Origin of the sequence: Arthrobacter sp. BPSS-3 (genome assembly GCF_044628475.1) — a bacterium.
Classification (GTDB): Bacteria; Actinomycetota; Actinomycetes; order Actinomycetales; family Micrococcaceae; genus Arthrobacter.
The window spans coordinates 494,079-520,904 of the sequence record NZ_JBIMMV010000001.1 but is presented as its reverse complement, the minus strand read 5'-3'; the positions used below and the strand labels follow the sequence as shown (position 1 = coordinate 520,904).

General features: G+C 69.5%; 23 protein-coding genes and 1 tRNA gene. 9 read left to right on the top strand and 15 right to left on the bottom strand.

Features of this window, described 5'->3' with window-relative positions:
- Positions 1 to 56: 56 nt before the first annotated feature.
- A complete protein-coding gene (locus tag ACFVY3_RS02510) occupies positions 57 to 899 on the top strand; it encodes an SDR family NAD(P)-dependent oxidoreductase (protein WP_400158646.1) in 843 nt (280 codons plus the stop codon).
- A 27-nt stretch (positions 900 to 926) separates the two neighbouring features.
- Here the strand turns inward: ACFVY3_RS02510 and ACFVY3_RS02505 are convergent, their stop codons facing one another.
- On the bottom strand, positions 927 to 2,603 hold the full coding sequence (locus ACFVY3_RS02505) for a cellulase family glycosylhydrolase (protein WP_400158645.1): 1,677 nt from the start codon (positions 2,601 to 2,603) through the stop codon (positions 927 to 929).
- Positions 2,604 to 2,881: 278 nt separating this feature from the next.
- On the opposite strand from ACFVY3_RS02505, the gene ACFVY3_RS02500 reads away from it, so the two are divergent.
- Positions 2,882 to 3,058 (top strand): CsbD family protein, encoded by a 177-nt coding sequence (locus ACFVY3_RS02500; RefSeq protein ID WP_290255838.1) that lies wholly within the window; start codon positions 2,882 to 2,884, stop codon positions 3,056 to 3,058.
- A gap of 104 nt (positions 3,059 to 3,162) precedes the next feature.
- Here the strand turns inward: ACFVY3_RS02500 and ACFVY3_RS02495 are convergent, their stop codons facing one another.
- The 5 genes from ACFVY3_RS02495 to galU form a co-directional block, all read right to left on the bottom strand.
- Complete coding sequence (locus ACFVY3_RS02495) at positions 3,163 to 3,987, bottom strand: DUF1206 domain-containing protein (RefSeq protein WP_400158644.1); 825 nt, start codon at positions 3,985 to 3,987, stop codon at positions 3,163 to 3,165.
- A gap of 114 nt (positions 3,988 to 4,101) precedes the next feature.
- Positions 4,102 to 4,174: transfer RNA gene (locus ACFVY3_RS02490), tRNA-Ala, on the bottom strand.
- Between the two features lie 168 nt (positions 4,175 to 4,342).
- A complete protein-coding gene (locus ACFVY3_RS02485) occupies positions 4,343 to 5,323 on the bottom strand; it encodes a hypothetical protein (protein WP_400158643.1) in 981 nt (326 codons plus the stop codon).
- 98 nt (positions 5,324 to 5,421) lie between these two features.
- Positions 5,422 to 6,063 carry a GNAT family N-acetyltransferase gene (locus ACFVY3_RS02480; RefSeq protein ID WP_290255841.1) on the bottom strand — a complete coding sequence of 214 codons (642 nt, stop codon included), beginning with the start codon at positions 6,061 to 6,063 and terminating at the stop codon, positions 5,422 to 5,424.
- Positions 6,064 to 6,067: 4 nt separating this feature from the next.
- A complete protein-coding gene (gene galU, locus ACFVY3_RS02475) occupies positions 6,068 to 6,973 on the bottom strand; it encodes a UTP--glucose-1-phosphate uridylyltransferase GalU (protein ID WP_290255842.1) in 906 nt (301 codons plus the stop codon).
- A gap of 96 nt (positions 6,974 to 7,069) precedes the next feature.
- Here galU and ACFVY3_RS02470 point away from each other — a divergent pair, with 96 nt between their 5' ends.
- The 3 genes from ACFVY3_RS02470 to ACFVY3_RS02460 all read left to right on the top strand — a co-directional run bounded on the left by ACFVY3_RS02470 (position 7,070) and on the right by ACFVY3_RS02460 (position 8,947).
- The gene (locus ACFVY3_RS02470; RefSeq protein ID WP_400158642.1) at positions 7,070 to 7,705 is read left to right on the top strand and encodes a 5-formyltetrahydrofolate cyclo-ligase; all 636 of its coding nucleotides are present in this window, start codon (positions 7,070 to 7,072) and stop codon (positions 7,703 to 7,705) included.
- Positions 7,706 to 7,863: 158 nt separating this feature from the next.
- Positions 7,864 to 8,115 carry an FmdB family zinc ribbon protein gene (locus tag ACFVY3_RS02465; RefSeq protein WP_290255844.1) on the top strand — a complete coding sequence of 84 codons (252 nt, stop codon included), beginning with the start codon at positions 7,864 to 7,866 and terminating at the stop codon, positions 8,113 to 8,115.
- Between the two features lie 85 nt (positions 8,116 to 8,200).
- A complete protein-coding gene (locus ACFVY3_RS02460) occupies positions 8,201 to 8,947 on the top strand; it encodes an RcpC/CpaB family pilus assembly protein (protein ID WP_400158641.1) in 747 nt (248 codons plus the stop codon).
- 59 nt (positions 8,948 to 9,006) lie between these two features.
- On the opposite strand, the gene ACFVY3_RS02455 is transcribed toward ACFVY3_RS02460, so the two are convergent.
- From ACFVY3_RS02455 to ACFVY3_RS02425, 7 genes are all read right to left on the bottom strand, one after another.
- Positions 9,007 to 13,212: a DUF4011 domain-containing protein gene (locus ACFVY3_RS02455; RefSeq protein ID WP_400158640.1), complete on the bottom strand. Its 4,206-nt coding sequence runs from the start codon at positions 13,210 to 13,212 to the stop codon at positions 9,007 to 9,009.
- Between the two features lie 208 nt (positions 13,213 to 13,420).
- On the bottom strand, positions 13,421 to 15,010 hold the full coding sequence (gene guaA, locus ACFVY3_RS02450; RefSeq protein ID WP_400158639.1) for a glutamine-hydrolyzing GMP synthase: 1,590 nt from the start codon (positions 15,008 to 15,010) through the stop codon (positions 13,421 to 13,423).
- 152 nt (positions 15,011 to 15,162) lie between these two features.
- Positions 15,163 to 15,675, bottom strand: a complete 513-nt coding sequence (locus ACFVY3_RS02445) for a DUF3817 domain-containing protein (protein WP_290255848.1) — start codon at positions 15,673 to 15,675, stop codon at positions 15,163 to 15,165.
- Positions 15,672 to 16,541, bottom strand: a complete 870-nt coding sequence (locus ACFVY3_RS02440) for an SURF1 family protein (RefSeq protein ID WP_400158638.1) — start codon at positions 16,539 to 16,541, stop codon at positions 15,672 to 15,674. Before ACFVY3_RS02440 ends, ACFVY3_RS02445 begins: the two co-directional genes overlap by 4 nt.
- Positions 16,542 to 16,667: 126 nt before the next feature.
- Complete coding sequence (locus ACFVY3_RS02435) at positions 16,668 to 17,156, bottom strand: PTS sugar transporter subunit IIA (protein WP_290255850.1); 489 nt, start codon at positions 17,154 to 17,156, stop codon at positions 16,668 to 16,670.
- Positions 17,157 to 17,216: 60 nt separating this feature from the next.
- Positions 17,217 to 18,968 (bottom strand): glycerol-3-phosphate dehydrogenase/oxidase, encoded by a 1,752-nt coding sequence (locus tag ACFVY3_RS02430; RefSeq protein ID WP_290255851.1) that lies wholly within the window; start codon positions 18,966 to 18,968, stop codon positions 17,217 to 17,219.
- A 103-nt stretch (positions 18,969 to 19,071) separates the two neighbouring features.
- Positions 19,072 to 20,208: a GuaB3 family IMP dehydrogenase-related protein gene (locus ACFVY3_RS02425; RefSeq protein WP_400158637.1), complete on the bottom strand. Its 1,137-nt coding sequence runs from the start codon at positions 20,206 to 20,208 to the stop codon at positions 19,072 to 19,074.
- A 140-nt stretch (positions 20,209 to 20,348) separates the two neighbouring features.
- On the opposite strand from ACFVY3_RS02425, the gene ACFVY3_RS02420 reads away from it, so the two are divergent.
- From ACFVY3_RS02420 to ACFVY3_RS02405, 4 genes are read left to right on the top strand one after another with little or no spacing between them, the layout of a single operon-like run.
- Entirely contained in the window at positions 20,349 to 21,311 is a 963-nt protein-coding gene (locus ACFVY3_RS02420) for a hypothetical protein (protein ID WP_400158636.1), read from the top strand.
- A 22-nt stretch (positions 21,312 to 21,333) separates the two neighbouring features.
- Positions 21,334 to 21,963, top strand: a complete 630-nt coding sequence (locus ACFVY3_RS02415; protein WP_400158635.1) for a hypothetical protein — start codon at positions 21,334 to 21,336, stop codon at positions 21,961 to 21,963.
- Entirely contained in the window at positions 21,960 to 22,607 is a 648-nt protein-coding gene (locus ACFVY3_RS02410; RefSeq protein ID WP_400158634.1) for a hypothetical protein, read from the top strand. The genes ACFVY3_RS02415 and ACFVY3_RS02410 overlap by 4 nt, the downstream gene beginning before the upstream one ends.
- 19 nt (positions 22,608 to 22,626) lie before the next feature.
- The gene (locus ACFVY3_RS02405; protein WP_400158633.1) at positions 22,627 to 23,235 is read left to right on the top strand and encodes a hypothetical protein; all 609 of its coding nucleotides are present in this window, start codon (positions 22,627 to 22,629) and stop codon (positions 23,233 to 23,235) included.
- 41 nt (positions 23,236 to 23,276) lie between these two features.
- Here the strand turns inward: ACFVY3_RS02405 and ACFVY3_RS02400 are convergent, their stop codons facing one another.
- Together ACFVY3_RS02400 and guaB are read right to left on the bottom strand one after the other, a co-directional pair.
- Positions 23,277 to 25,112 carry an ABC transporter ATP-binding protein gene (locus tag ACFVY3_RS02400; protein ID WP_400158632.1) on the bottom strand — a complete coding sequence of 612 codons (1,836 nt, stop codon included), beginning with the start codon at positions 25,110 to 25,112 and terminating at the stop codon, positions 23,277 to 23,279.
- A 106-nt stretch (positions 25,113 to 25,218) separates the two neighbouring features.
- On the bottom strand, positions 25,219 to 26,730 hold the full coding sequence (gene guaB, locus ACFVY3_RS02395) for an IMP dehydrogenase (RefSeq protein ID WP_290255858.1): 1,512 nt from the start codon (positions 26,728 to 26,730) through the stop codon (positions 25,219 to 25,221).
- Between the last annotated feature and the right edge of the window lie 96 nt (positions 26,731 to 26,826).

Here is a 26,826-nt window from a genome sequence, read left to right as displayed (position 1 = left end):
CATCTTTGCGCACCCCGGCCCTTGTCCGCGGCGGCGTCGGCGGGTATGAGGGAAGCATGCAGACCGGACAGGGGCTCCTTGAGGGGCGGGTAGCGGTGGTGACCGGGTCCTCCCGAGGCCTGGGCTTTGCGATGGCGGGGCTGCTGGGCGCCGAGGGGGCCGCCGTCGTCCTCGCGTCCCGGTCGGCCGCCGACGCCGAGGCGGCCGCCACCCGGCTCCGGGCGGCGGGAATCACGGCGTTGGGGCTGGGCTGCGACACCGCGGAACTGGCCGACGTCGAGTCCCTGCGCGACGAGGCCCTGCGCCTCGGCGGGCTGGACATCTGGGTAAATAACGCCGGCGTCTCGGGTGTGTACGGGCCGACGGCGTCCACACCGGTGGACGACTTCACGCGGGTGGTCCGGACCAACATCCTGGGCACCTTCCACGGTTCCCGGGTGGCCCTGCCGGTGATGCTCGGGCAGGGCCACGGCGACCTGGTGAACCTCTACGGCCAGGGCGACGGCGGGCCGGTGCCGCTGCAGAACGCGTATGCCTCCAGCAAACGGTGGGTGCGCCAGTTCACCGAGACCCTGCGCCGGGAAACGCGCGGCACCGGCGTGCGGGTCCACGGCATGAACCCCGGCCTGGTGGAAACGGACCTCCTGCGGCGCATCCGGGCCCAGTCCGGCTACGAGAAGCGCCTTTCCGCCCTTCAGGTGGTGGTGGGGCTGTGGGGGCAGGCCCCGGAGGCCGCCGCGAAACCCCTGCTGGGCCTGGTCACGTCGGATGCCGCGGCGTACCGGGACCTCACCCCGGCCCGGCTGCTGTCCCGGGGCGCCCGGAACGTCCTGGCCGGCCGGCTCCGCAGGAGTCACCGGATGCCGCTGGACATCACCGTGGTGGAACCGGAACGCTGACCGGCGGAAGCACCGGCGCCGTGGCGGCTACCTGATGGTCAGCGCCGGGTTGACGGGGGCCTTTGCGGCGTTGACCTGCAACCCGACCGTGACCTTCTGCCCGGCGGCGAGCTTCGCCGTCCAGTCCGAGCCGGTGCAGGTGACGGACGTCTTCGGGACCACCGTGCACTTCATCCCCCAGGAGTTGGCAACCGAGGTCACCGTGGGGTCGTTCCAGGACACGGACCACGACGGCGCCGCGCGCAGCGCCTCAAGGTCCAGGTTCGCCACGTAGCCGCCGGGCCAGGAACTGGTCAACCGCCAGGTGGCCGACAGGGCATCCCCGCTGGCCGGTCCCGGGCTCGCGCTCGGCGAGGGCGACGGCAACGGGCTGGTGCTCGGTGCCGGTGCGGGAGCCGTGGGCGCGCCCGTCGGCGTCGGGGTGGGCGAGGGAGACGTCGTCGGCGTAGGCGCGGGCGACGTCGTCGGCGTAGGCGTTGGGGACGTGCCCGGGGCGTTGGTCAGAATCGGGGCCAGCGCATCCAGCTTGGCGCGTTCCGGCGTGCGCCAGTCGGACTGGACCAGACCGCCTGTACCGGCCGAGTTGGGGTTGAAGGACCAGTAGGCAAAGGACATGCCGCTGGCCTTGAGGTAGCTGACCATGGAGGTCATCCAGGCCTTGTCGGAGGCGGTGGCCAGGGCGGTGCCGAACTCCCCCAGCAGCACCGGGGCGATTCCCTGCTTCTGCAGGTATCCCCAGTTGCGGTCCCAGACGGCGGGAAGGTTGGCCGGGTAGGCGGGGTCGCTGAACCATTTCTGGGCGAACATGGACGCCGGGTAATCGTGCGGCGAATACACCACCCGGTGCGGCACGGCGAGGGTGACGGGCTTCGCGCCGGCGTCGGCCAGGCCACCACCCCACCAGGTGCCTCCCGCGGTCGCCTGGTTCTCGATTCCCTCGACAAGGATCAGGAGGTTCGGGTTGGCGGCCAGGACGGCGTTGCCTCCCCGGGTCGCCGCCGCCTGCCAGTCGGTTGCGGCGGGACCGCCCCAGGTAGCGGACCCCGCGGGCTCGTTGTGCAGGTCGGCCCCGATCACGGTCGGATCGTTCCTGTACCGGGCCGCCAACATCTGCCAGTCCGAGATCCACCGGGACTCGGGGACGGCGGCGGTGTACCAGAGGGGCGACTGGCTTGCCGAGGAAGGGCGGTGCCGGTCCAGGATGACCTGCAGGCCGTTGGCCTTGGCCCGGGCGATAACCGTGTCCATCACATCCAGCGGGCGCTTGCCCTCCAGGTTGTAGGCCCGGTTGGCCCAATAGTTGACGCTGCCCTTGATGGTTGTGGCGGCCAGGCACTCATTGGAGAACGGCAGCCGGACGGTGTTGAACCCCATGGATTTTATGCTGGCCAGGGCTTCGTCGATGGTCAGGGTGCCCCAGAGTCCGTGCGGGACGCAGTCGGGGGTCTCCAGCCCGAACCAGGAGGCCGCCTTGATGATGTACGGGGCGTTATTCGAGTCCCGGATGGTGCCGCCGTCGGTGTGCAGCCACCCCGTAGCCGCGGGCGTGGTGTCCGCGACCCGCTCGATGACCGCACCGGGCTCCGCGGGCCCGGCGCAGCCCGCCACCGCCAGCAGGGCGGCGACACCCACGGCGACGACACCCAGCGTCCGGGCCGGACGACGGCGGGCAGGGCTCTGTCTGGTGGGGCGGCCTGATGACACATGTCCTCCAAGATTCCGGGCCAGGCAGGCCCACTGAGCCTCACCGTACCCAGCCCGGCCGCCGCTCCTTCGGCGACGCTCTGGGGTGGGCGGAATATTTCCTGGTCTTCGGCCCGCGTCCGACGGCGACGAACTCCTGCGGCGCACGTGGCCGGGGCTGGGGTTTGGCTGGGACTTGGCCCCGGATGCGGCGCTACTACTTGCGCGATAGATGCTAAGCAGGCTTAGGATGGGGACATGGCCGTATCGAGCGGCCGCCAACCAGAGGAGGAAACACCATGGGACTGGGCGACAAGATCGAGAACGCTGCCGAGAAGATGACCGGCAAGGGTAAGGAAGCCGCCGGCGACGCGACGGGCAACGACCGCCTCCGCGCCGAAGGCCAGGCCGACCAGGCCAAGGGCGACCTCAAGCAGGCCGGCGAGAAGGTCAAGGACGCCTTCAAGAAGGACTGATCCCGGACTACTGCCAAGGGCGCTTCCCGCAACGGGAGGCGCCCTTTGCTGTGCCACGGCAGTTCCCGGGAGTCACGCCGGTGCACGCCCGGAACCGGCGGATCCTAGAACTTGCCGTACTTGGCCCGTGCCATCGAATACACCCCATAGCAGACCAGACCGGCCGCGGCGGCGGCGAGCAGCACCACGCCGAACGGCTGGGACCCCAGGGTCTTGAGGCCGCCGTCCAGGCCCGAGGACTTGGAGGGGTCCGCCGTCGCCGCCGCCACGATGATGAGGATGCCGACCACGCCCAGCACGACGCCCTTGGCGGCGTAGCCGACGGTGCCGAGCCATTCCACGGCCGTGCGGGTGTTCCCGGGGACGGTGAGGTCCTCCATGAACTTCCGGGTGACGCCCCGGTAGACGTAGTAGACCCCGCCGCCGATGATGGCCGCGCCGATGACGATCAGCAACAGGACGCCGGCGGGTGCGGCCAGAATCTTGGCGGTGAAGTCGCTGGCCGACTGGCTGGAGCTCTTGGTACCGCCAGCGGCGAAGACGGCAAAGGTGATGGCCAGGAAACCGAAGATGACGGCTTTTCCGGCCGCCGACGCCGTTTCCTTGGCCTTGTCCTTCGCCTCGCCCTGCGCGCGGCCCGCGACGACGGCCTCGCTCACCATCCAGAGGGCCAAGGCCGCGCAGGCAGCGAACCCCACCCACAAGAGGATGGCGCCGCCGGGCTTGGACGCCAGGGAGCCGATGGCCCCGGACTGGTCCGCCTCGCCGCCCTGCCCGCGGTCAATCTGGAGGGCGATGGCACCGATCAGGATATGGACCAGGCCGATGAAGACGTAGCCGGCCCGGGCGAAGTTCCGGAGTACCGGTCCCCTGGCAGCGGAGCTGGCCTCCGAGACGGCCCGGTTGGCTTTTTGCGAGGCGTCACCCACGGCGGGATCCTTCACTGGTCATCAAGCGGCTGAACTGGTCCGCCCAGCATAGCCAGCGTGAAGGTGGAGGGGAATGATGGCGCCGCGCGGGGGAACCGGCGGCGGGAGGCAATGTGGAGCTAAGGAGATTCGAACTCCTGACCTCTTCGATGCGAACGAAGCGCTCTACCAACTGAGCTATAGCCCCGTGACAACGCCGCTCCCGAAAGGGAACGGCGTCACCAAACGTTCTTAGGCTACAAAGTATCTGCCCGCAACGCCAACCGACGCACCGGCGCGGGCAGCAACCTCACCCGGAAAAGCCAAAAAGCCCCGGATTCACCGTGGTGGTGGATCCGGGGCTTCCTGGGTGGACTCAGGCTCGGCGCCGCTGGAGGACGTCGTCGAGGTTGCTCAGTGCGCTCTGGCCCTTGCCCTGGGGTTTGGACTCGGCAGCCTCCTCGGCGCCGCGCACGGAGGCCTGCTTCAGCGACGGCTTGCCGACGGCCTTCGGTGCGGCGGGGAGGTCGAGGGGTTCCGGGGCCGCACGTTCGGCCTTGGGGGCCTCGACGTAGGTCGGCTTGGGCACCTGGACCGGTTCCCAGCTGGCGCCCTCGGGGGACGCCGGGTCGCCGACCTGGTGGACGGAGGTGTCACCGGACGCGGCTGCCTCGGCCAGTGCAGCCTGCCGCAGCTCGGCGACGGTCAGCGTGACGGGACGGACCCGCCCGCCGTCGGCTTCGGCGTCGAACAGGGGGCTTTCCTTTGCCGGCGCATCCGAGGGGGCAGCCGCGGGCAGCTCTACTGGCGCGGGCCGCGCCGGGCGGGGCGGGGCCATGGCCGACCGGAACGCGCGCTCAACCTTGCGGCGACGGTCTCGGACGGCGAGGGAACGAAGGAGTACGACGGCGGCGACCGCGGCCAGCAGGGTCAGGACCGGCAACCAGCCGGAGCCCAGACCGAAGAGGCGGAGCACGCCGGACACGACACCGGTCAGGAGGGACACCACCGCCAGCAACGCCAGCGCCAGGCGGCCGTACCGGATGCGGAACGTGGAGTCTGCCGGAAGGCTCGAGGGCCGGGCGGACTTCATCGACGCCGGGGCGGACGCCGAGTCCGGCGTCGAAGGGGCGGAGGCGGGGCGCTGCGTACTGGTCATCGGTTTCTCCTGCGGTGACGTCATGGCCACGACGTTTCCGGCTTGGGGGTCGGCTCGTTCCACGTCCGCGGCGTCCATCAGGAAGTCTCCAGCCGGCCGAAGCTGGCGGCTGTTCCGGAGCATGTAGGGAGCCACCCATACGATCCAGAGCGCAACAGCGACGACAAGGATCACTGAGCTGCTGAGAGGGAAGTCCACACTCAAAACCGTAAGAGCTTGAGGGCGTGGCGGACCGCATTAGCGGCGGTGTGTCGCGGCGCGGCCGGAGAAACTGCCCAACGTGACGAAAACGCAGGTCAGGACGGCGTTTCCCGCCGGCGTACCGGGCCCTCCCGGAGCCACCGGCCCAGCAGGCCCTCGGGGACCTCCTCGGCCGTCAGCGCGAAGCTGCGGTGGTCCGCCCAGCGGCCGTTGATGTGCAGGTACCGGGGCCGATACCCCTCGTCCCTGAAGCCGAGTTTCTCAACCACCCGCAGGCTGGGACCGTTCTCCGGCCGGATGTTGATTTCCATCCGGTGCAGCCCGAGGGTGCGGAAGCAGTGGTCCGTGGCCATGGCCACCGCGGTGGGCGCGATGCCCTGCCCGGCCCGGTCCTGGTCCACCCAGTACCCCAGCGTGGCCATCATGGCCGAGCCCCACACAATCGAGGAGACGGTCAGTTGCCCCACAATGACGGGTTCCCGGTGTCCCGGCGTCCAGGCAGCAATCACAAACGGCAGGGCCGTCGCCTGTGCCGCCTGGGCTTTCAGCGAACTCACCATCTGCCGGTAGTTGGGCAGGCCGCCCCCGGGAGCCGGGTTGGACGCCTCCCAGGGGGCCAGCCACTGCTCGTTCCGGGCGCGGAGGGCGCTCCACTCGCGGCGGTCACGGTACCGGATCGGCCGCAGGACCAGGTCGCCGCTCTCCAGCGTGACCGGCCAGGTGAAGCTGCCCCCCACGGGACTAGTGCGTCAGCCCGGCGGTGAAGCCCGGCAGCCACTCCCGCAGGCCCGGGCCCAGGTCTTCGCTATCGCAGGCCAGCTGGACGCAGGCCTTCAGGTAGCTCAGCTTGTCGCCGGTGTCGTAGCGGCGGCCGCGGAAGACGACGCCGTACACGCCGTAGCCTTCACCCTCGCCGGCGGCGAGTTCCTGCAGGGCGTCGGTGAGCTGGATCTCGCCGCCGCGGCCGGGCTCGGTGCGCTCCAGCACGTCGAAGACGGCCGGGTGCAGGACGTAACGGCCAATGATCGCCAGGTTGGAGGGCGCGTCTTCGACGTCGGGCTTCTCCACGAGGTGGTTGATGCGCACGTAGTCTTCGCCGTCGACGGCCTCGACGTCGGCGCAGCCGTAGGCGCTGATCTGCGACGGGTCGACCTCGATAAGGGCCACGACCGAACCGCCGGTCTTGGCCTGCACCTCGATCATGGTGCTCAGCAGTTCGTCGCGGGCGTCGATCAGGTCATCACCGAGCAGGACGGCGAACGGCTCGTAGCCGACGTGCTGCTTGGCACGCAGCACAGCGTGGCCGAGGCCCATCGGGTCACCCTGGCGGACGTAGTGGATGTCGCCGAGGTTGCTGGCGGCCTGGATGGACTCGAGCTTGGCGGTGTCACCCTTTGCTTCGAGGGTCGCCTCCAGGGTGGGGACCCGGTCGAAGTGGTCTTCCAGGGCCCGCTTGCTGCGCCCGGTGATCATCAGGACGTCGTTGAGGCCCACCTTGACGGCCTCTTCAACCACGTACTGGATGGCCGGCTTGTCGACGACGGGCAGCATCTCCTTCGGCATCGCCTTGGTGGCGGGAAGGAAGCGGGTGCCGAGGCCCGCTGCGGGGATGACGGCCTTGCGGACGGAGGCGTTAGGTGTCTTCACCCGACTAATCTAACCGAGGGGGCAAACATCAGGTAATTGCCCTCACGGTGCGGCTGCGGCGTGTTTGCCCGGCCGGCGAGGCGAAGGAGCCACTGCATGGAAGCGCGCGACAGGGACACCAAGGAAGCGATCCGCACCCGGCACCGGCAGCGTCGGGCGGCAATGACGCCGGCGGCGCGTGCGGCGGCCGGTTCAGCCCTGGCCGTGCACGGCGCCGCGTGGGCGGCGTCGCTGTCCGACGGCGGAACAGGCACCTTCGCCGCCTACCTGGGGGTCGGCTCGGAGCCGCCGACTCTTCCCCTATTGGAGGCCTTGCACGACGCCGGGCATAGGGTGCTGCTTCCCGTCTGCGAGCCGGACCTGGAACTGAGCTGGGTGGTGTGGACGCCGCAGAGCGAATACGCGCGGAGCCGGTACGCGCCGCTTCAGGAACCAATTGGGGAACGGCTTGGCACCGATGCAGTGGCGGGGGCAGCCGGAATCTTCGTTCCCGCCACCGCGGTGGACCTCGACGGAAACCGGATCGGCCAGGGCGGCGGCTACTACGACAAGTTCCTCGCCGCCCTCTCGGCCCTGCCCGGGAACGACGGCAGCCACCCGGTGCCGACTGCCGGCGTCGTCTACGCCGATGAAGTGCTGCCCGCGGGCACCATCCCCGTCGAAGTCTTCGACCGGAAGGTCGGGGCCGCACTCACGCCCGACGGCCTTGTTCCCACAGTCGCCAGCCGCTGACGCCGCATATTCTTCCACTTGTTCGCGCGGTGATAGAATTAGCACTCAGGCCCTGTGACTGCTAATCCTCTGGCTCCCCGAGCCAGCCGCCCCCCTCAAGGAGCGGACGGGAGGGACGCAGTACGGGACCTGCTCGTTTGTCCTAGAGGAGGAACCCAGTGCCCACGTACGCCTACGCTTGCAAGGACTGCAACCACGCCTTCGAGACCGTGCAGTCGTTCTCCGATGAATCGCTGACGACCTGCCCGGAGTGCCAGGGAACATTGCGCAAGAAGTTCAACAGCGTCGGAGTCGTCTTCAAGGGCTCCGGCTTCTACCGGACCGATTCCCGCGATTCCAAAGGCAGCTCCGTGGCGCCCGCCGCACCGGCTGCCACCCCGGCCGCGGCTCCGACCGCCGCCGCCAACTAAGGCACCTGCAGCTTCCCGCTGTAGCTTGTCCACATAGCCCGGACCGGGGCTAAGCCCGCCGCGTTCAGGCTCCTACCGTGAAGCCATGGCACCAGCAAGGCTTCACTTCTTTCGTACCGGGACTGCCCGCGGCCCATCCGTTGCGGGCCGGCCCGCGGGAGGACGCTTACTTACCTCCCGCCGGTCCTCCCCACGTCGCCTCCGTCGCTGGGTGGGGCGCAACCGCAGGCTGATCGCCGCCCTTCTGTTGTGCCTGGCCGCCGGGCTCGCAGTCCAGCAGCTTACTCCCGCTCCCCCGCCGACGGTCACGGCCTGGGCCGCGGCCGGGGATCTTCCGGCGGGGCGGCTCCTCGCCCCGGGGGATCTCAACGCAGTCCAGGTTCCGCCGGGGGTTTTACCTGACGCGGCCATTGACCCGTCGACGGCCGAGGGGCAGCAGCTGGGCATCGCGTTGAGCCGGGGGCAGTTGCTGAGCTCATCGTTCTTTGTCGGACCCGGCCTCTTGACCGGGAGCCCACCCGGTTCCGCCGCCGTACCGTTGCGCATGGCTGATCCCGCCTCGATCCAGCTGGTCTCCCCCGGTCAGCTGGTCAACATCGTGCTGACCGGCGGCAATGGGTTTGAGCAGGCGGCAACGTCGGAGATTCTGGCCGCGCGCGTCCCGGTGCTCTGGACCTCCGCCCGTGGCGGCAGGTCCGGGCAATGGCTCGACGTCGGCGATACGGACGGGCTGATGGTGGTTGCGGCCGACCCCGAGCAGTCCAGGAAGCTTGCCGGCGCGTCGACGCAGGGAAAGTTGTTTTTTGTCCTCGTTGGTCCCGGTGGGCCGTAGTCACGCTGCGGGCGTGCTGTTGCTCACCGTCCCGCGCCGGCGCTGCCCCGCCCCTGGTGTCAGCCCCAGTGCGGCGGCTTCTGTTCCTGCAGCCAGGCGTCGTGGTCATACCCGCCGGGCTCGTCGCCCCAGCGTCGGGGATCATCCTCCGCGGCCTTGGTGGGAAGGATCCCTGCCGGGGACGCGCTGTGTGCAGGGGCGCCTTCGGCCCGGGACGGCTGACCGGAAGCACTGGCTGCAGTCCGGTCCGCGTCCTGATCCGGGGAACCGGCACTCCGGCCCTCCCCGGCCCGGGCTGCCCTGTCGGTGTCGATGGTGGCCGCCGTGGCAGGTTCCCCGTGGGCCTCGCCGGGATGGTTCCGGTTGTCGTTTGCGGCGCCCTGGTGACTGGTCACGTCCGCCTCCTTAGTACTGCTCGTAAATTCCTGCTGGTGCGCCGCGGCGGCCCAGGCGGTGGGCGCCTGGCCGGTGGCCGCATACGCGTCCCGGGCGCTCTCGAGCCCGAAACTTTCCATGTCGTCCGAGAAGCCCGGAGCGGTCCCGATCCGGGAGGACGCCACCGGCTTCTCCAATCCAAGGTACCCGCCAATCCGGTCCGCGCACACGGAGGGATCGGTAAAGACCTCGATGGTCCACAGCGGCATGTAGCGCCAGCCCAGGCGTTCCAGCAGCTGCGGCCGGAGCCGGCTGCGTTCGCGGACGGTCATCCGCCGGTAACGCTCGGTTCCGTCGGATTCGATGGCCACCGGACGCGGGATGTCGGCGTCGTCCTGTCCAATCGTGTGCAGTGGATCCGCAGCCGCCACCATGTCCAGGGCTCCGTCGTACTGGTGCCAGACGCGGGCGCCGCGGGCGCGGAGCCTGTCGCCGAGGTCCGTGACCAACGGGTCCGCACCGAGCGCCTGCTCGCTGGCGGCGGCGCGGGACGCGGGGCTGCCCAGGTCCGAGTTGCCGGCAATCTCCCGGTCGATCAGCTCGTAGAAATCCACGGCCCCGTGGCTCAGCCGGGAGCTGTCCAGATCCTCGGGCCGGAAGCAGGTGAGCACGTGGAGGGAGCGCCGGGCACGGGTCATCGCCAGTGCGAACTTGGCGCGGCCGCCTTCGACGGACAGGGGCCCCAGGCTGTGCAGCGCGCGGCCGTGCGGCGTGCGGCCGTAACCGGGCGAGAAGATCACCCGGTCGCGGACCAGGCCCTGCGCCCGTTCGAGGTCGACCACGCGGAACGATTCGGTGCCAGCGGTGAAGAAGCCCGCCAGCAGCGGGTAGTTCGGCAGCTGCAGTCGGATGGCCTCGCCGATCCGGGCGGCGTGCCGCAGGCTGCCGGTGACGACGGCGAGGGAGGTCCTCGGACGCAGCCTCGCGTGGTCGAAGACGAGTTCAACGACCCGGTTCACTTCGGCCAGGACGGACTCGACGCCGTCCTGGTCAGCGCTTGGGAGACCCGTTCCGTCCGGCAGGTATTCGACCGTGAGGGCGCGGTCCAGCCCGGTTGCGGACTGCCCCTCGGGCAGCCGCCGGAGTTCGCCGCCGTAGAAGTTCTTACTCAGCTGCCGGACCAGATCCTCGTCCACGGCTCGGTAGACGGTCCGGAGCCTGCGCACCGGCAGCACCGCCGCCAGGCTCTGGTAGGCGCTATCGACGCGGTGGTGGGAGCTCTCTCCCGCCGCGAGCCGCTCGACACCCACGGTAAAGGTTCGCGGGCTGGCGATCCTGTCATCGCCGAAGGCAATGACCTGGCGGGACCGCGCGACCGCGGGGAGCACTGCCTGCAGGGAGGTCGCCTCGGCGTCGAGGATCACCACCGCGTCGAAGTGCTGTTCGGCGGGCAGCAGGCTCGTCATCAGGTATGGGCTGATGGACCAGACGGGCACGAGCATGGGGATGAGTTCGGCAGACTGGGCGGTGAGCGCCGCCGGCGTGACCCGGCCGTCCTTGAGCAGGCTCCGCAGCAGTTCGGCTTGCCGCGGGTGCTCTACCAGCGCCGCCCGCCAGCGCTCCGCGAGCTTCCACCGGAGCCGGGCAGCGCCGCTGGCGATATGGGCGTTGTCCGCGAGGCGGTATTCCGCCTCCAGCTGCCGGAGGGCATCGCCGTCGGACATGGCGAGGTAGTCGTCCCCGCTGATCATCGCCTCCAGCGCGGACTGCCACCAGGCGAGCTCGAGTTCGGCGGCGACGGAGTCCGCGGAGACTTCACGCTCGGCAAGATCCGCCAGCAGCTCACCCAGGCCGTGCTCGCGCATGTTTTCAATCAGCAGCGTGCGTTCGGGCAGGGTCTCAAGGGTGCCGGTGTCCGCCACCAGGCGGGTCAGCCGGTCGAGCAGCTCCGGGTACGGCGTATTCTGCACGTCGCCGCCGTCGCGGGTATACCTGACGGCCTCGCCGAGATCCTTGAGCTCGGCGTCCAGTTCCCGGTACAGCCCCGACAACTCGCCCAACCCGGACGGCACCGCGGGGTGCCGCTGCGTGGTGGCGTACCCCGACCACGCCGCCCGCTGCTCCTGCACCAGGACGAGCGAACTGTGCAGATCGGCAATGTGGACGCCCGGCCGGACGTACTCCTTCGCGACCCGCCGCAGCCGCGACCGCTGCATCGAGGGCATTTCAATGCTGCGCTCCCGCCGCCACGACGAGGAAGCAGTGGCCGAGATCAGGTCGTGGACCGGACGGTCGAAGATATCGGGAGTGAATTTGTCCAGGCTTCCCCGCACGGCGACCAGCAGGTCGATCTGGTCGCCCCACTCGGCGAAGGTCTCCCCCAGCCGGATTTCGGCGTGCTCGGCGACCTCGTTCATCCGGTCGCGGAGCCGCGGCAGCTTCTCCGCGACAGAGCGCGCCACCTGCTGCGCTTCCTGGGTTTCCTTGCGGGTCAGCAAACGGGCGCCGTGCCACGGGCTCAGGGTCGAGGCCCGGCTGAAGCTGCCCAGTTCCGCGGCTCGCCGCAGCCGCTCGGCCAGCTCCGCGCGGTCGCGGATGTTGTCCAGGACGCTGCGCTTGAGCCTGACGGTGGTCGCCGGGGCGGGATGGATCGCGGTCAAGGCCGCGAGCGATTGCATCGCCTCGTACGGGGAGCAGCCCCAGCGCTCCCGCACGTTGTGCAGGGAGGCCACGTGGTCCATCAGCGCGTGCCGGTGCTCAGTCAGGGTGGCGTGCAGGTTCTTCAGCTGCGGTTCGAGGGACTTCTCGTTGCGCACGATCGCGCGCACCAGCTGGCCCTTGAGCTGGAGCGGGGTGGTGCTCCCGGCCAGCTGCACCAGCATCGAGTCCAGGCCCAGGGCTTCGAGCTGCGCGGAGACCTCGCCCAGGCTGGCGCGGCGGTCACCCACCACCAGCACGCTTTTGCCCTCGTCGACGAGGGCGCCGATGGTGTTGATCGCGGTCTGGGTTTGTCCGGTTCCCGGAGGGGCGCTGACCACCAGGGAGTCGCCGGCACGGACGGCATCCACCACGTATTGCTGGTCGGCGTCCGCGTCGAGGAGCAGCAGCTCGTCGGCGGGGTTCCGCTCGTCCGTGCTGGCGAAGCGGCCGTCCTTGAGCTCGGGTACCTCCACGGAGTCGCCTGCCGCCACGCGGCCAAGGGCGGCCACGAGCTTGTTCTCCGGGTTGATCCACGGGTCGTCGAGGTTGCCGGAGAGATCGGCGAAGGTCGAGACGAGGAGGTTGTGCTCCACCTCGGCGCCGTGGATCGGCTGGATCAGGGTTGCGAGCCGGTCCAGGACGGGCAGCGGATCGAAGCGTGCAGTGCTGTAGGCCATCCGCGTCACGGCGGTGACGTCGAAGACGATGCCGTGGATGGTCTTCAGGTGACGGACCAGTGCCGGGTTGATCCGGGCCTGCTCTGTCAGTTGCAGCTCGTAGTCGTCTTCGCCGGGACGGACCGTGAGGGACACGGCCGTGAGCATGACCGGAGCGGAGACCCGCTGCGGCTTCCCGCCGACGGCCGAGGTCCAGACGACGGTGCCGGCCGAGAGGTACCCCGCGTCGATGCCCCGGTCGTTGGCCAGCTCAAAGATCTTCGAGCGCAGGTTCCGGGACGCGCGCGCCGCCACGACGTACTGCTGGCGGTCACGGATGAGGGTCGACAGCCGCGTGCGCCGCCCGGCCATCAGCTGCGCCAGCCCCGACGGGTGGGCATGGGTCAGGTCGATGGAACCCTCGGGCGTCTTTGTGAAGCGCAGCATCGTGTCGGGGCCCGTGACGGGCTTCAGTCCCGACAGCCATTTCCTGAACTCCTCGGAGCCTTCGGGGTGGCCTTGACCAACTGACACTTCTGCCTTCTTTTCTGTGCTCACGGTTTCTGTGTTCGCGCGGAACGCCCTGGACCATACCGGCATGCCTTCGAGCGTAGCCCGGATCGGCCCGCCGGGAGGGGCCGCAACACTGGCAGGGGCCAAAATAGTGCGGTCGGTTCCTCTCGACCGGCCGGAGGATTAAACGCCAAGGGCCGGCCTCCGGAGAGGCCGGCCCTTTACAAGGCTATTCCCACTCGATGGTTCCCGGCGGCTTGCTGGTCACATCCAGCACCACCCGGTTCACGCCGTCGACCTCGTTGGTAATCCGGTTCGAGATCCGGGCCAGCAGGTTGTACGGGAGCCGCGACCAGTCCGCGGTCATGGCGTCCTCGGAGGAGACCGGGCGCAGCACGATCGGGTGGCCGTAGGTGCGGCCGTCGCCCTGCACGCCGACGCTGCGGACGTCGGCCAGCAGTACCACGGGCATCTGCCAGACCTCGTTGTCGAGGCCGGCGGCGGTCAGCTCGGCGCGGGCAATCGCGTCGGCCTTGCGCAGCAGGTCGAGGCGTTCCTTCGTTACTTCACCGACGATGCGGATGCCGAGGCCGGGGCCCGGGAAGGGCTGGCGGCCGACGATTTCCTGCGGCAGGCCGAGCTGGGCGCCAACGGCGCGCACCTCGTCCTTGAACAGGGCGCGCAGCGGTTCGACGAGCTCGAACTGCAGGTCCTCGGGCAGGCCGCCGACGTTGTGGTGGCTCTTGATGTTGGCCGCGCCCTCGCCGCCGCCGGATTCGACGACGTCCGGGTACAGCGTGCCCTGGACCAGGAACTTGATCTTGTCGCCGTGCGCTGCCGCCTCGGCGACGATGGCCCGCTCGGCCTCCTCGAAGGCACGAATGAACTCGCGGCCGATGATCTTGCGCTTGGTCTCGGGGTCGCTGACACCGGCCAGGGCGGCCTGGAAGCGTTCCTGCTCATTGGCGACGTAGAGCTTGACGCCGGTGGCGGCGACGAAGTCGCGCTCCACCTGTTCGGCTTCGCCTTCGCGCAGCAGGCCGTGGTCGACGAAGACACAGGTGAGCTGGTCGCCGACGGCGCGCTGGACCAGGGCGGCCGCCACGGCGGAATCCACGCCGCCGGAGAGGCCGCAGATGACCCGGGCGTCGCCGACCTGCTCGCGGATCCGGGCGACCTGCTCCTCGAGGATGTTGCCGGTGGTCCAGTTCGGTTCCAGCTTGGCACCCTTGAAGAGGAAGTTCTCCAGGACCTGCTGGCCGTAGGCGGAGTGCTTGACCTCGGGGTGCCACTGCACGCCGTAGAGGCACTTCTCCTCGTTTGCGAAGGCGGCGACGTCGGCGCCGGCCGTCGTGGCCAGGACCTCGAAGCCCTCCGGTGCCTCGTGCACGGAGTCCCCGTGGCTCATCCAGGTGCTCTGGTGCTGCGGCATGCCTTCGAGGATGGAGCGACCCTCACCCAGGACGGTGGTCTCCGTGGCGCCGTACTCGCGCAGGCCGGTGCGGGCCACCTTGCCGCCCAGGGCGTTCGCCATGGCTTGGAAGCCGTAGCAGATGCCGAAGACCGGGACCCCGGCGTCGAACAGGTCCGCGCCGACGCCGGGGGCGCCCTCGGCGTAAACGCTGGACGGGCCACCGGAGAGGATGATCGCGGCGGGGTTCTTGGCCAGCAGCTGCTCGGTGCTGTAGGTATGCGGAACAACTTCCGAATACACATTCGCTTCCCGGACGCGGCGGGCAATCAGCTGCGCGTACTGGGCACCGTAGTCAACAACCAGGACCGGCCTTTGGGACGTCTGGGATGCAGTGGGTGTGGTCACCCCTCTAGCCTACTTTGCGCCCCCGCTCCCCCGCACATTCGCGGTGCGGCGGGTAAGCGAACTCACAGGCCGGCCGCGTCACGCGCGGCCGGTGAAGGTCAGCGGCGAACCGTGGCGGACGGCCTGCGGCGGCGCGGGGGCCGAGAAAGGGCTTAATAGCGCTGTGGTGCCTGCGGGTTGGCGGCCAGTTCGGCTTCGACCTCGGCGTGGAACTTCTTCTCCACGAAGAACGAGAGGAACGGCACGACGCCGCCGAGGGCCAGGATGATCATCTTGCCGAAGGGCCAGCGCATCAGGGACCAGAGGCGGAAGTTGGACATCAGGTAGACCACGTACATCCAGCCGTGCACGATCAGCACGGTGACCGAGACGTTGACGCCGCCGATGACGCCGGCCGGGTCGGCGTCGGCGAACCCGAAGCCGAACGGTTGCCCGGTGACCGCGTTGGTGCCGCCGGCGAAGAGGTACTGGCCGAAGACGTAGCGGGCGATCAGCTCGGCGCACAACAGCAGCAGCATGGAACCGGTGAGGTAGGCCAACACCTTGTAGAACTTCAGCGCGGAGCGGATCTGGGCCTCGGTTCCGCCGAAGCGGCGCTTCTTGCCGGCGGGTCGTCCCGGTCCGGCGGGCTGCTGCGGGTCGATGGCCGGTTTGGGCTCAATCATGATTGCACTCTCGGGTCGGTGGTGGTGTGGGTGGACGGGGTGTCGGTGTCCGGGTGCGGCGGGTCCTGTCGTTCGGACTGCTCGCGTTCCTGCTCGTCGAGGGCGTCCTCGAGGTCCCGGCGGTAGTCGTCCTTGACCAGCCGCCACCAGATGAAGAGGGCGAACCCGGCGAACACCACCCATTCGGCGGCGTAGAAGAGGTTCAGCCAGTTGATGCTCTGTTGCGGCGGCTGGGGGCCGATGTCCAGGGCCTTCGCCGGCGCGGCAACGCTGACGTTGGCCCCGCCGGCGCGCTCGGCGCTGGCGGCGACGAAGCCGGGGTAGCTGCTGACATTCCAGACGTTGATCAGCTCGGCCGTGGAAACGGCGGTCGCCCGGCCGGGACCCGGGTCGGTGTTGGGGACGGGTGCCTCGGACGGTATCAGCCGCCCGGTCAGGGCGATGGTGCCCGAGGGCGGCGCGGCCGCGTCCGCGGGATCGGCAACCCAGCCGCGGGCAACGGCCAGCCAGGTTTCGGGGCTCGCGCCGGCACCGATCAGCACGGGGGCCCCCTGGACGGCGAAGCCGGTGACAATCCAGTACCCCTTGGCGCCGTCCTTGACCCGTCCGGGGACCAGGACCTGCTTCTGCGGGTCGTAGTGGCCGGTGGCGGTAACCACCTGGTCGGCCGCGGTGCCGGGGAAGAACTCGCCGGGTTTGAGGACGGCGGTCAGCGGTTTCGGGTCTTCGGTGGCGGTGGAAACCGGCGCCTCGGACCGCGTGGAGCGGCCGAACTGCCACTGGCTCAGCAGCACGAAGACCCCCGAGATCACCAGCGCAAAGACCAGGCCGGCGATCCAGCGGGGTTTGAGGGCGGTTTTCAACACCCCTTAACCGTACTTCGTCCGCCTGTAGAAGACCGAAACGGGCCTGGGAGTTCCGGCTGCCCCTAGAGTGGAGCAGCCCGGTCCCTGCGTGGCGACGAAGTCGACACGAAAGGGCCTGCCGCACTCTTAGTGGTCGAAGAACACCAGGGAGGAGTTGATCAGTTCGGCGATGACTTCCGGGTCGTAGGCCCGGCGCAGGGACTCCCGGAAGGATTCCTTGGACAGCGAGCGGGCCAGCGTGGCGAGGACCTCAAGGTGGTCGGAGAACGAACTCGCCGGCGTCGCGATCAGCAGCACCACGGTGGCTGGACCGTCGGCGGCGCCGAAGTCCAGCGCCTTGCCGTACTTGGTGATGCCCACGGCGATCGAGGTGCGGGAAACGAACTCGCTGCGGGCGTGCGGCAGCCCCACGCCGCCGGGCAGGCCGGTGGCCATCTGGTGTTCCCGGGCGTTGACATGGGAGAGAAAGCCCTCCAGGTCCGAGATCCGGCCCGCCTCGAACATCCGCTGCGCGAGCTGGGCGGAGGCGTCGTACTTGTCGGCGGCGTCCAGCTCCAGGATCACCATCTGCGGCGTGGTGAGGTCGGCATCGTACCGGTCCAGTGGTTCCGCCAAGAGCTGTCCCTTCGGTTTGGCTTCGTGCACGCCGGCCGGCTGGGGCCGTTCCCGCCCGGGTCAGCGCAACGGGACGATGTCCTCCACACCCAGCCGTGCGGCGTCGGCGGATTCGTCGTCCGGCTGTTCCTGGCTGAGCCGTTCGGCGTCCACCCGGGCCAGGTAGTGCTTGATTTCGCTCTCGCGCTGCGCATCGCTCCAGCCGAGAACTTCACCCATGAGTTTAGCGACTACCGGCGCGGCTGACACACCGCGGTCCCAGGCCTCGATCGAGATCCGGGTCCGGCGGGTCAGGACGTCCTGCACGTGCCGGGCGCCCTCGAACTTGGCCGCGTAGACCGCCTCGGCGCCCAGGTAGTCGTCGGCCCCGGGCAGCGGCTCGGCAAGCTCGGGGTTCTCTGCGATGAGGGCCAGGACTTCCGGGGCCATCGAGCCGTACCGGTTGAGCAGGTGTTCGACCCGGGCCACGTGCACCCCGGTCTCCTCGGCCATCCGGCTGCGCTTGTTCCACGCCGCCTTGAAGCCGCTGGCGCCCAGCAGCGGGATGGACTCCGTGCACGACGGCGGGACGCGTTCGTCCATGGTGCGGGTGGCCTCGTCCACGGCGTCCTTGGCCATCACGCGGTAGGTGGTCCACTTGCCGCCGGCGACGACGACAAGGCCGGGTACCGGGTGCGCCACGATGTGTTCCCGGGAGAGCTTTGCGGTGGAGTCGCTCTCCCCCGCCAGCAGGGGCCGCAGGCCGGCGTAGACGCCCTCGACGTCCTCCCGGGTCAGCGGCCGCTTCAGCACCTTGTTGACGTGCTCGAGGATGTAGTCGATGTCCTTGCTGGAGGCCGCCGGATGCGCCTTGTCCAGGTTCCAGTCGGTGTCGGTGGTGCCGATGATCCAGTGCCGGCCCCAGGGAATGACGAACAGCACCGATTTCTCGGTCCGCAGGATCAGCCCGACTGTGGACTGGAACCGGTCGCGGGGCACCACCAGGTGGATGCCCTTGGACGCCCGGACCTTGAGCTGGCCGCGGTCCGTGACCATGGCCTGGGTCTCGTCGGTCCACACCCCGGTGGCGTTGATGACCTGCTTGGCGCGGATGTTGAAGCTGGAGCCGTCCTCGTGGTCGACCACCTTGGCGCCGACCACCCGCTCGCCCTCCCGGAGGAAGTCCACAACGGCCATCTGGTTCACGGCATGCGCGCCGTAGTAGGCGGCGGTCCGGATGAGGTTCGCGACGTACTTGGCGTCGTCGACCTGGCCGTCGTAGTAGCGGATGGAGCCGACGAAGGCGTCGTTTTTCAGGCTGGGGGCGGCCCGCAGCGTTCCCCGCCGGCTCAGGTGCTTGTGGAAGGGGACGCCGCGGCTGTGCCCGCCGGTGATGGACATGGCGTCGTACAGGGCGATGCCGGAGCCGACGTAGGGCCGTTCCACGAAGCGTTTGGTCAGCGGGTAGAGGAACGGGACCGGACGGGCCAGGTGCGGGGCCAGGACCGAGAGGATCAGGCCACGCTCGTGCAGCGCCTCCTTGACCAGGGCGAAGTCGAGCATCTCCAGGTAGCGCAGGCCGCCGTGGATGAGTTTCGAGGACCGGCTGGAGGTTCCTGCGGCCCAGTCGTTGGCCTCCACGATGGCGACGCTCAGCCCCCGGGTGACCGCGTCCAGCGCGGCGCCGGCGCCGACGATGCCACCGCCGACGATGAGGATGTCGAGTTCCTTGCCGGGCTCCGCGGTTGCCCGCAACGCGGCCAGGGAAGCTTCGCGCTCGTCGGGTCCAAGCGCGCCTCCGGCCTTGGGAGCACCACCGGGAAAACTGTTCATCTCACGCCTCCATCCGGATCAAACCTCGTAGTGCACCACACTACGTCCAAGTTCGGCGGATGGGCAGGGGCAGGACGGCGGACCGGTTACCCCCTACGCCGCCTCAGTTCCCGGCGTAGGGCGAGACGACGACATCGACGCGCTGGAATTCCTTCAGGTCCGAGTAACCGGTGGTCGCCATCGAGCGGCGCAGGGCGCCGACCAGGTTGGCGGTGCCGTTTGTGTGGTGGCCAGGTCCGAAGAGAACCTCCTCGAGCGGGCCGACGGTGCCGACGTTGACCCGATCGCCGCGCGGCAGCTCAAGGTGGTGGGCCTCCTGGCCCCAGTGCCAGCCGCGGCCGGGGGCTTCTTCGGCGCGGGCGAGGGCGCTGCCGAGCATGACGGCGTCGGCGCCCATGGCGATGGCCTTGACGATGTCGCCCGAGGTGCCCATGCCGCCGTCGGCGATGACGTGGACGTAGCGTCCGCCGGATTCGTCCATGTAGTCGCGGCGGGCGGCCGCGACGTCGGAGATGGCGGAGGCCATCGGCGAGTGGATGCCCAGGGCGCGCCGCGTGGTGGTGGTGGCACCGCCGCCGAAGCCGACCAGGACACCCGCTGCGCCGGTGCGCATCAGGTGCAGGGCCGGGGTGTAGCCCGCGGCCCCGCCGACGATCACGGGGACGTCGAGCTCGTAGATGAACTGCTTGAGGTTCAGCGGTTCATGGTCCTTGGAGACGTGCTCAGCGGAGACCGTGGTGCCGCGGATAACAAAGATGTCGACGCCGGCGGCCAGCACGGTCTTGTAGTGCTCTTGGGTCCGCTGCGGGGTCAGGGACCCGGCGACGGTGACGCCGGCGGCGCGGATCTCGGCCAGCCGGGAGGTGATGAGCTCGGGCTGGATCGGCGCCTGGTACAGCTCCTGCATGCGGCGGGTGACGGCGGTGGAGCTGTCCTCCGCTTCGAGGGCCGCCAGCTGGTCCAGTACCGGCTGCGGATCCTCGTACCGGGTCCACAGGCCTTCGAGGTCCAGGACGCCGAGGCCGCCGAGACGGCCGAGGGCGATGGCGGTTTCCGGCGACATGGCCGAATCCATGGGTGCGGCGATCACCGGCATGTCGAACTTGTAGGCATCGATCTGCCAGGAAACGGAGACGTCCTTGGGGTCACGCGTACGGCGGTTGGGGACGATCGCAATGTCATCCAGGGAGTAGGCACGACGCCCACGCTTGCCTCGGCCAATCTCAATCTCGTAAGTCACTGCTCTAGGTTATCCCAGGCCCGGCCCGGGATGCCTGCGGCCGGCCGCCATGGGCAGCGCTGCCCATGGCGGTCCCGCGGGCCTGTCCCCTACGCTGGGGTCACACCAGCCCCCATTCATCCCTTCCTGGAGGACCATCCATGGCCCCTGGCCTTTACGGCGCCGACGTCGAGCAGTTGCGGTCCTTGTCAAAGTCGATGGGGCTGTCCGGGTCGCGGCTCTCCGACACCGAGCGCCGGATCAACTCCCTGGTGGCGGGAGCCGCCTGGCAGGGCGCCGATGCCGGCCGGTTCCGCAGCGAGTGGAGCGGAACCCTGAAGCCGCTTCTCAGCAGGGCCTCGCAGTCGCTGGCGGAGGCCTCGAAGCTCCTCCTCAGCCAGGCCAACGAGCAGGAGGCGGCCAGCGCGCAGGGTGGAACCGCGGGAACCCCCGGCACCGGAGGCACCTCCCGCCCCGGCACTCCCGCCGGCAGCCCCTCCGGCAGTGCCAGTGGCACCGGGCAGGAAACCGGTCTCGAGACGATCATCGCCGGGGCCGGCGGGGCACCGTGGTTGGCAGGGAACGCTGCCGTCACCTCGGCCGGGCTCTACGCGGACAAACTGTTGGACACCATGGCCAAGGGCGGGCTGGTCACGAAGCTGACCAACTGGCCCATGCTCGGCGCCCAGTACGGCCAGGCCGCCGAAGCCGGCTACGTCCGCGGCACCCAGCTCCTCAACGGAACCTCCATGCTGGGACGGTTGTCCGGCGGCCTGGGCATCGTCACCGGCGGCCTGCAACTGGCGCAGGGAATTGCGACGGATAACACCGGGATGAAGATCGACGGTGCCGTTTCCACCGTCCTCGCTGCGGGCAGCTTCGTTCCGGTGGCGGGACCTTTCTTTGCCGTCGCCGGGGTCGCCTGGGGCGGGGCGGGCCTGCTCGCCGGCAAGTTGGGCTACGGCTCAGCCTCGGAAATGATCGGCGACGGCGCCACGCACGTCGCGGATGCCGTGGCCGATGGCGCCAAAAAGGTGTGGGGGCTGGCTCACCTGAGCCGCCCATCGCCCCTTCTCCCTAGACTGGGACAAGAGACCGAGACCCGCACCACCACCCACCCCTAAACCCGTCGCCCGAAAGGCAGTCATGACCGCGCAAGACGACGCACCCCTGCTTATCACCGAGCACGAACTGATCGCCCTGGTCGCCTTGGCGGGGACCGACGCGGCCCTGAAGTGCCAGCGCTTGTTCCGGCTGGACCATGCCGCCGGCGCGCCGCTGGAACAGGCGGGGGTCAGCACGCTCCTGGAACGGGGGCTGATGACCATCGAGGCCGACGCCCTGGTGCCGGTCGGGCAGGCCGCCAGCGTGGCGGCCGCACTGGCCGGTGCCGATGCGTGGCTGGAAATCGCGCTGGTCACCCCCCAGGCCGACCACGTGTACTTCCTCTTTGGTTCCGCCGACGGCGCCCTGATCCTCAGCCTGAGCAAGTACGGGGTGCACGAACTGCGCCCGCTCACCGATGCCGAGGGCATGATCGTCACGGCCGTCGAGATGGTGAATTTCTACCTGGGCGCGTCCCCGGACGGGCGGCCCGCCGCGGCGACCCTCCGGCGCCACCTCCCGGACGGCGCCTCCCACGCCGTGCACGTCAAGGCGGACCCGGACGGGTCCCTCGAACTCCGCGCCGGGGACGACGGCAGCGAGGCAGTCCCCCTCCGCCTAGGGGACCTGGACTTCAGCCTCCGTAAGGGCCTGGGCCTGCAGCCGGCATGACCGACCCGTCAACGTTCGCCCGGGACCGGCCCGCGCATCCCCTCGACCACTGGGCCTCGCCGGAACTGGCCCGGGTCAGCCCGCCGAACGCCCCGTCCCGCCTGCGCCAGTTAGCCGACGCGCAGGCGGCCCGGGCCGCGGCCTGGAGCGCTGCCATCGCCGCCGGACCCGTCCTGCTGCTGGCGGGAGCGTTCATCTCGGCCCGGTCCGGAAACCCCGCCTGGGTCCTGGCCCTCGGCGCGGCCGGGGTGCTGTTGGCGGTGCCGGGCACTGTGGCCTGGAAACGGGTCCGCGCAACGCTGCCGGCCACCGGCACCAGCCTGGTCACCCGCGGCCCGGGGTCGGCGCGCGGCGGCATCATGATGGTCGCCGTGCTGGCCGTGGTCCTCGGGGCCATCCTGGGGTTCGTCTCCCCCGGCATCGCGGCCCGGGGCGGTTCAACGCTGGCCGCGGTGGCGGGCGCCTATGTCCTGCTGGTCGCGCTCCTGGTGGCCTGCATCCTGGTCCCCTCCGTGGTCCTGGGCCGCGGCCGGCAATCCTTCCGCCGCAGGATCGGCTCGGACCCGCGCCTCCGTGCCGCGGTGGAGGCAGACCTGGCTAATTGGCGCGACCCCCGCGGTGCCGCCGGGTATGGACCGCTCTGACCGTGGCCGGGCACTAATCATGGCCGAGCGCTGGATCTTTGACGGACACATCGCCGGGATTGGCGCCGCGTCCGGCTTCCGGGCGGTGATCGGCATCTGGCATTCGTCCCCCTTGGGCGCCTTCGCCGATGTGATGGTCCAGGAGGCCACCGGACGGCGGCTGCTGCTGGCCCCTTCCGCCGCGGTGGCGGAGTTTGTCGCCGCCACCTACCAGTTCGACGAGGTACGGATTGTTGGGGTGGACGCCGGGCTCGACGGCGGCCGGCTCACCGTCGCCGCCGGTCCCCTCGCTATCGAGGCAGGCATCGGCACCCGCACGGTGACCGGCGTCGGGCTCCGTGCGGTCCCTCGCCGGCTTGCCGTCCACCCCGCCTGGCTGACCGCGATCAATCCCCTCGCCGCCCTTTTCAGCCCGGGTGCCCGGACCGCCGGCACCGCCGGGAACGGCAGAAGGGAGTTCTACGGCGTCACCGACCTTCACCGGATCACCGATGCCCGGGTCCGCTGGGACGGCGAAGACCAGGGCGCGCTGGTGCCTATCCGGCCGGCGGTAACCTTCGGCTTCAGCAGCGTCCCTGCCCGGCCCGCCGTGGCGACGGTCCGCACCACGATCCTTTCCGGAGACTGAGCCGTGCGGTGGGGCAGCCTGCGATCCTCCCGTCCTGGAGGTCAGCCGGCGTCGGCGTCACTCAACTGCGATTCGAACATCCGGAAGTAGCGGCCGCGCAGGGCGACGAGGTCCTTGTGGCTGCCCTGCTCCACCACGCGGCCGTCCTCGAGCATGTACACCACGTCGGCCTTCTCGATCGTGGCGAGCCGGTGGCTGATGGCGATGATGGTGCTGCTCTGGTCCGCGAACAGCCGGGTGAAGATCCGGTGCTCGGCGAGCGCGTCGATCGCCGACGTCGGTTCGTCCATCACCATGAAGGCGGCGTCCCGGTAGAAGTTCCGGGCCATGGCCAGCCGCTGCCACTGCCCGCCGGAGAGGCCGCTGCCCTTGCGCCCGCGGGGGTCCTCCATCCAGTTGCTGACGTGGTTGTCCAGGCCGTTGGGGAGTTTGAGGATGAAGTCCAGCGCCTCGGCGTCGGCCGCTGCCCGGCGGATCCGTGCGTCGTCCGGCGGGGCGTCGACGTCGCCGAAGCGGATGTTCTCCGCGGCGGTGGCGAACTCGTACTTCAGGAACTCCTGGCTGAGCACCGCCAGGTGGCGGTGCCAGGAGGTGACGTCGACGGCGGCCAGGTCGACGCCGTCCAGCAGCACCTGGCCCGAGTCGGGGCGGTAAAGCCCGGCGAGAATCCGGATCAGGGTGGACTTGCCGGCGCCGTTCTCCCCCACGATGGCGACGTGCTGGCCCTGCCGGATGGTCAGCGAGATGCCCTTGATGACTTCCAGGTCGCTGCCGGTGTAGGTGAAGCGGATGTCCCGCAGTTCCACGGTGCGGGGTGCCTGCAGCAGCGGCGGGGCGTGCTCGGAGTGCACCGGCAGCGCCATGAACAGCTCGTAGTCCTTGAGGTTGGCGAGGTCCTCGTCGATGGAGCTCAGCGAGGAGACCAGGTTGTTCGCCGTGGACAGGGCGCGGCTCACGATCTGCTGGACGTAGAGGAACTGGCCGACGGGCTGGGCCCGGGCGATGATCTGCCCCACCACCCAGATCAGCGCCACCACCTCGGCGCCATACTGGAGCGCGTCGGCCGCGAGCTGGCGGGGGATGTAGCGTTTCTGGAAGTCCAGCCGCCGCTTCTCGTCGGCGTCGCGGAGCCGTGACCGGAGCCCCATCAGGTAGCCGACGATCCCGTAGAGCCGCATCTCGGCGATGTGCTGGGGCCGCAGCAGGTTGGTTTCGATCATCCGCCGCTGCCGGCGCGAATCCACCTGGGTGTTCCAGTGGGCGATCTGCTCCCGCGAGAGCTTGAACTGCAGGTAAACGCTGGGCACGATCGCCACCAGAACGATCACGGCGATCCACCAGTTGACCAGCCACAGTGCGCCGATCGCCAGCACCACGGAGACCAGCTGCGTGAAAATCGCGGCGATCCGGTCCAAGACCCGGGCGTAGGAGTCGGAGAAGCGCTTGGCCCGGTCGTAGAGGTCAACGGTTTCCTTGTCGTCATAGCGCCAAAATTCCAGGACCAGGAACCGTTCGTACATCAGGTCGCCCACGATCGCGCCGACCCGGAAGCTCATCAGCTGCTGGATGTAGCGGTCCACGCTGCTGAACGCGCCCCAGAACAGGCCAAGGGCGGCGGTGACGACGACGTAGACGATCGCCTGCTGCCCGGCGGCGGCGTTGCCCGCGTAGGCCGCGGCCAGCGCGGTCGTCGTCAGCGCGGCGAAGTAGGTGGTGACCAGCGGCAACAGCGCCGAGATCAACGAGCCGGCCACCTTCATGACGACGGCGGCGGGCGAGGCGCGGAAACTGACCCGCAACACCTGCGCCACGGCCCGGGCGTAGGGCCGCAACGCGAGCTTCCGGGCCGGTTCGCGCGCGGGCAACAGTTCGGACATAGCTTCAGCCTAGGTCACGCGCCCAATGCCGCGGACACGCGAAAAGGGGCCGTTCTGAGTGATCAGAACGGTCCCTTTCGGGTGCCGGTCGGGCAACCTGTTCGGGTCACCGTGCCCCGTAGTTGGGGGCCTCGACCGTCATCTGGATGTCGTGCGGGTGGGATTCCTTCAGCCCGGCCGGGGTGATCCGGACGAACTTGCCGCGGGCCTTCAGTTCGGGGACCGTGGGGGCTCCGGTATAGAACATGGTCTGGCGGAGGCCGCCGACCAGCTGGTACGCCACGGAGGCGAGCGGGCCACGGTAGGCCACCCGGCCCTCGATGCCCTCGGGGATGAGCTTGTCATCACCGGAGACGTCGGCCTGGAAGTACCGGTCCTTGGAGTAGGAGGTGTTCTTGCCGCGGGTCTGCATCGCGCCGAGGGAGCCCATGCCGCGGTAGAGCTTGAACTGCTTGCCGTTGACGAAGATCAGGTCGCCCGGGGACTCGTCACAGCCGGCCAGCAGGGAGCCGAGCATGACGGTGTCGGCGCCAGCCACCAGGGCCTTGCCGATGTCGCCGGAGTACTGCAGGCCGCCGTCGGCGATCAGCGGCACGCCGGCGGGAATCGCGGCCTTGGCGGATTCGTAGATGGCGGTGATCTGCGGGACACCGACGCCGGCCACGACGCGGGTGGTGCAGATGGAACCGGGACCCACGCCGACCTTGATGCCGTCGGCACCGGCGTCGATCAGGGCCTGAGCACCCTCACGGGTGGCGGCCTGGCCGCCGATGATGTCCACGTGCGCGGCGACCGGGTCCGACTTGAGGCGGCGGATCATGTCCAGCACGCCCTGAGAGTGGCCGTTGGCGGTGTCCACGAACAGGGCGTCGACGCCGGCGTCGATCAGGGCCATGGCGCGTTCCCAGCCGTCACCGAAGAAGCCGATGGCGGCGCCGACGCGGAGGCGGCCCTCGTCGTCCTTGGTGGCCAGCGGGTACTGCTCGGCCTTGGTGAAGTCCTTGGTGGTGATCAGGCCCTTGAGCCGACCCTGGTCGTCGACCAGCGGGAGCTTCTCGATCTTGTTGGTGGCCAGCTTGTGGGAGGCTTCCTCGCGGCTGATGCCCACGTGGCCGGTGACCAGAGGCATCTTGGTCATGACGTCGCTGACCAGCCGGATCGCGAAGTCTGCCTCGGGAACGAAGCGGGTGTCGCGGTTGGTGACGATGCCGAGCAGCCGCATGCCCTCGTCCACGACGGGGAGGCCGGAGACGCGGTAGTGCGAGCAGATCTCGTCGAGCTCGGCCAGGGTGGCCTCGGGGCCGATGGTCAGCGGGTTGGTGATCATGCCGGATTCACTGCGCTTGACCCGGTCCACCTGGTCCGCCTGGTCGGCGATCGAGAGGTTGCGGTGGACGACGCCGAGGCCGCCTTGGCGGGCCATGGCGATGGCCATGCGGGACTCGGTGACCGTGTCCATCGCGGCCGAGAGCAGCGGGGTCTTCACGGAAATGCGCTTGGAAATCCGGGAGGAGGTGTCGGCGTCGGAGGGGATGACGTTGGTGTGCCCCGGCAGGAGCAGAACGTCGTCGTAGGTCAGGCCGACGAAGCCAAAGGGGTCGTGTTCGGGCTGGGTCATGAGTGCGCCTCTTACCTTGGGTTTCTGGGGTTCACGGGTAGGGGTTGCAGCAGATGACCAGCCCGTCATTACGGGCGTGGCCTGTGCAGAAGTGTT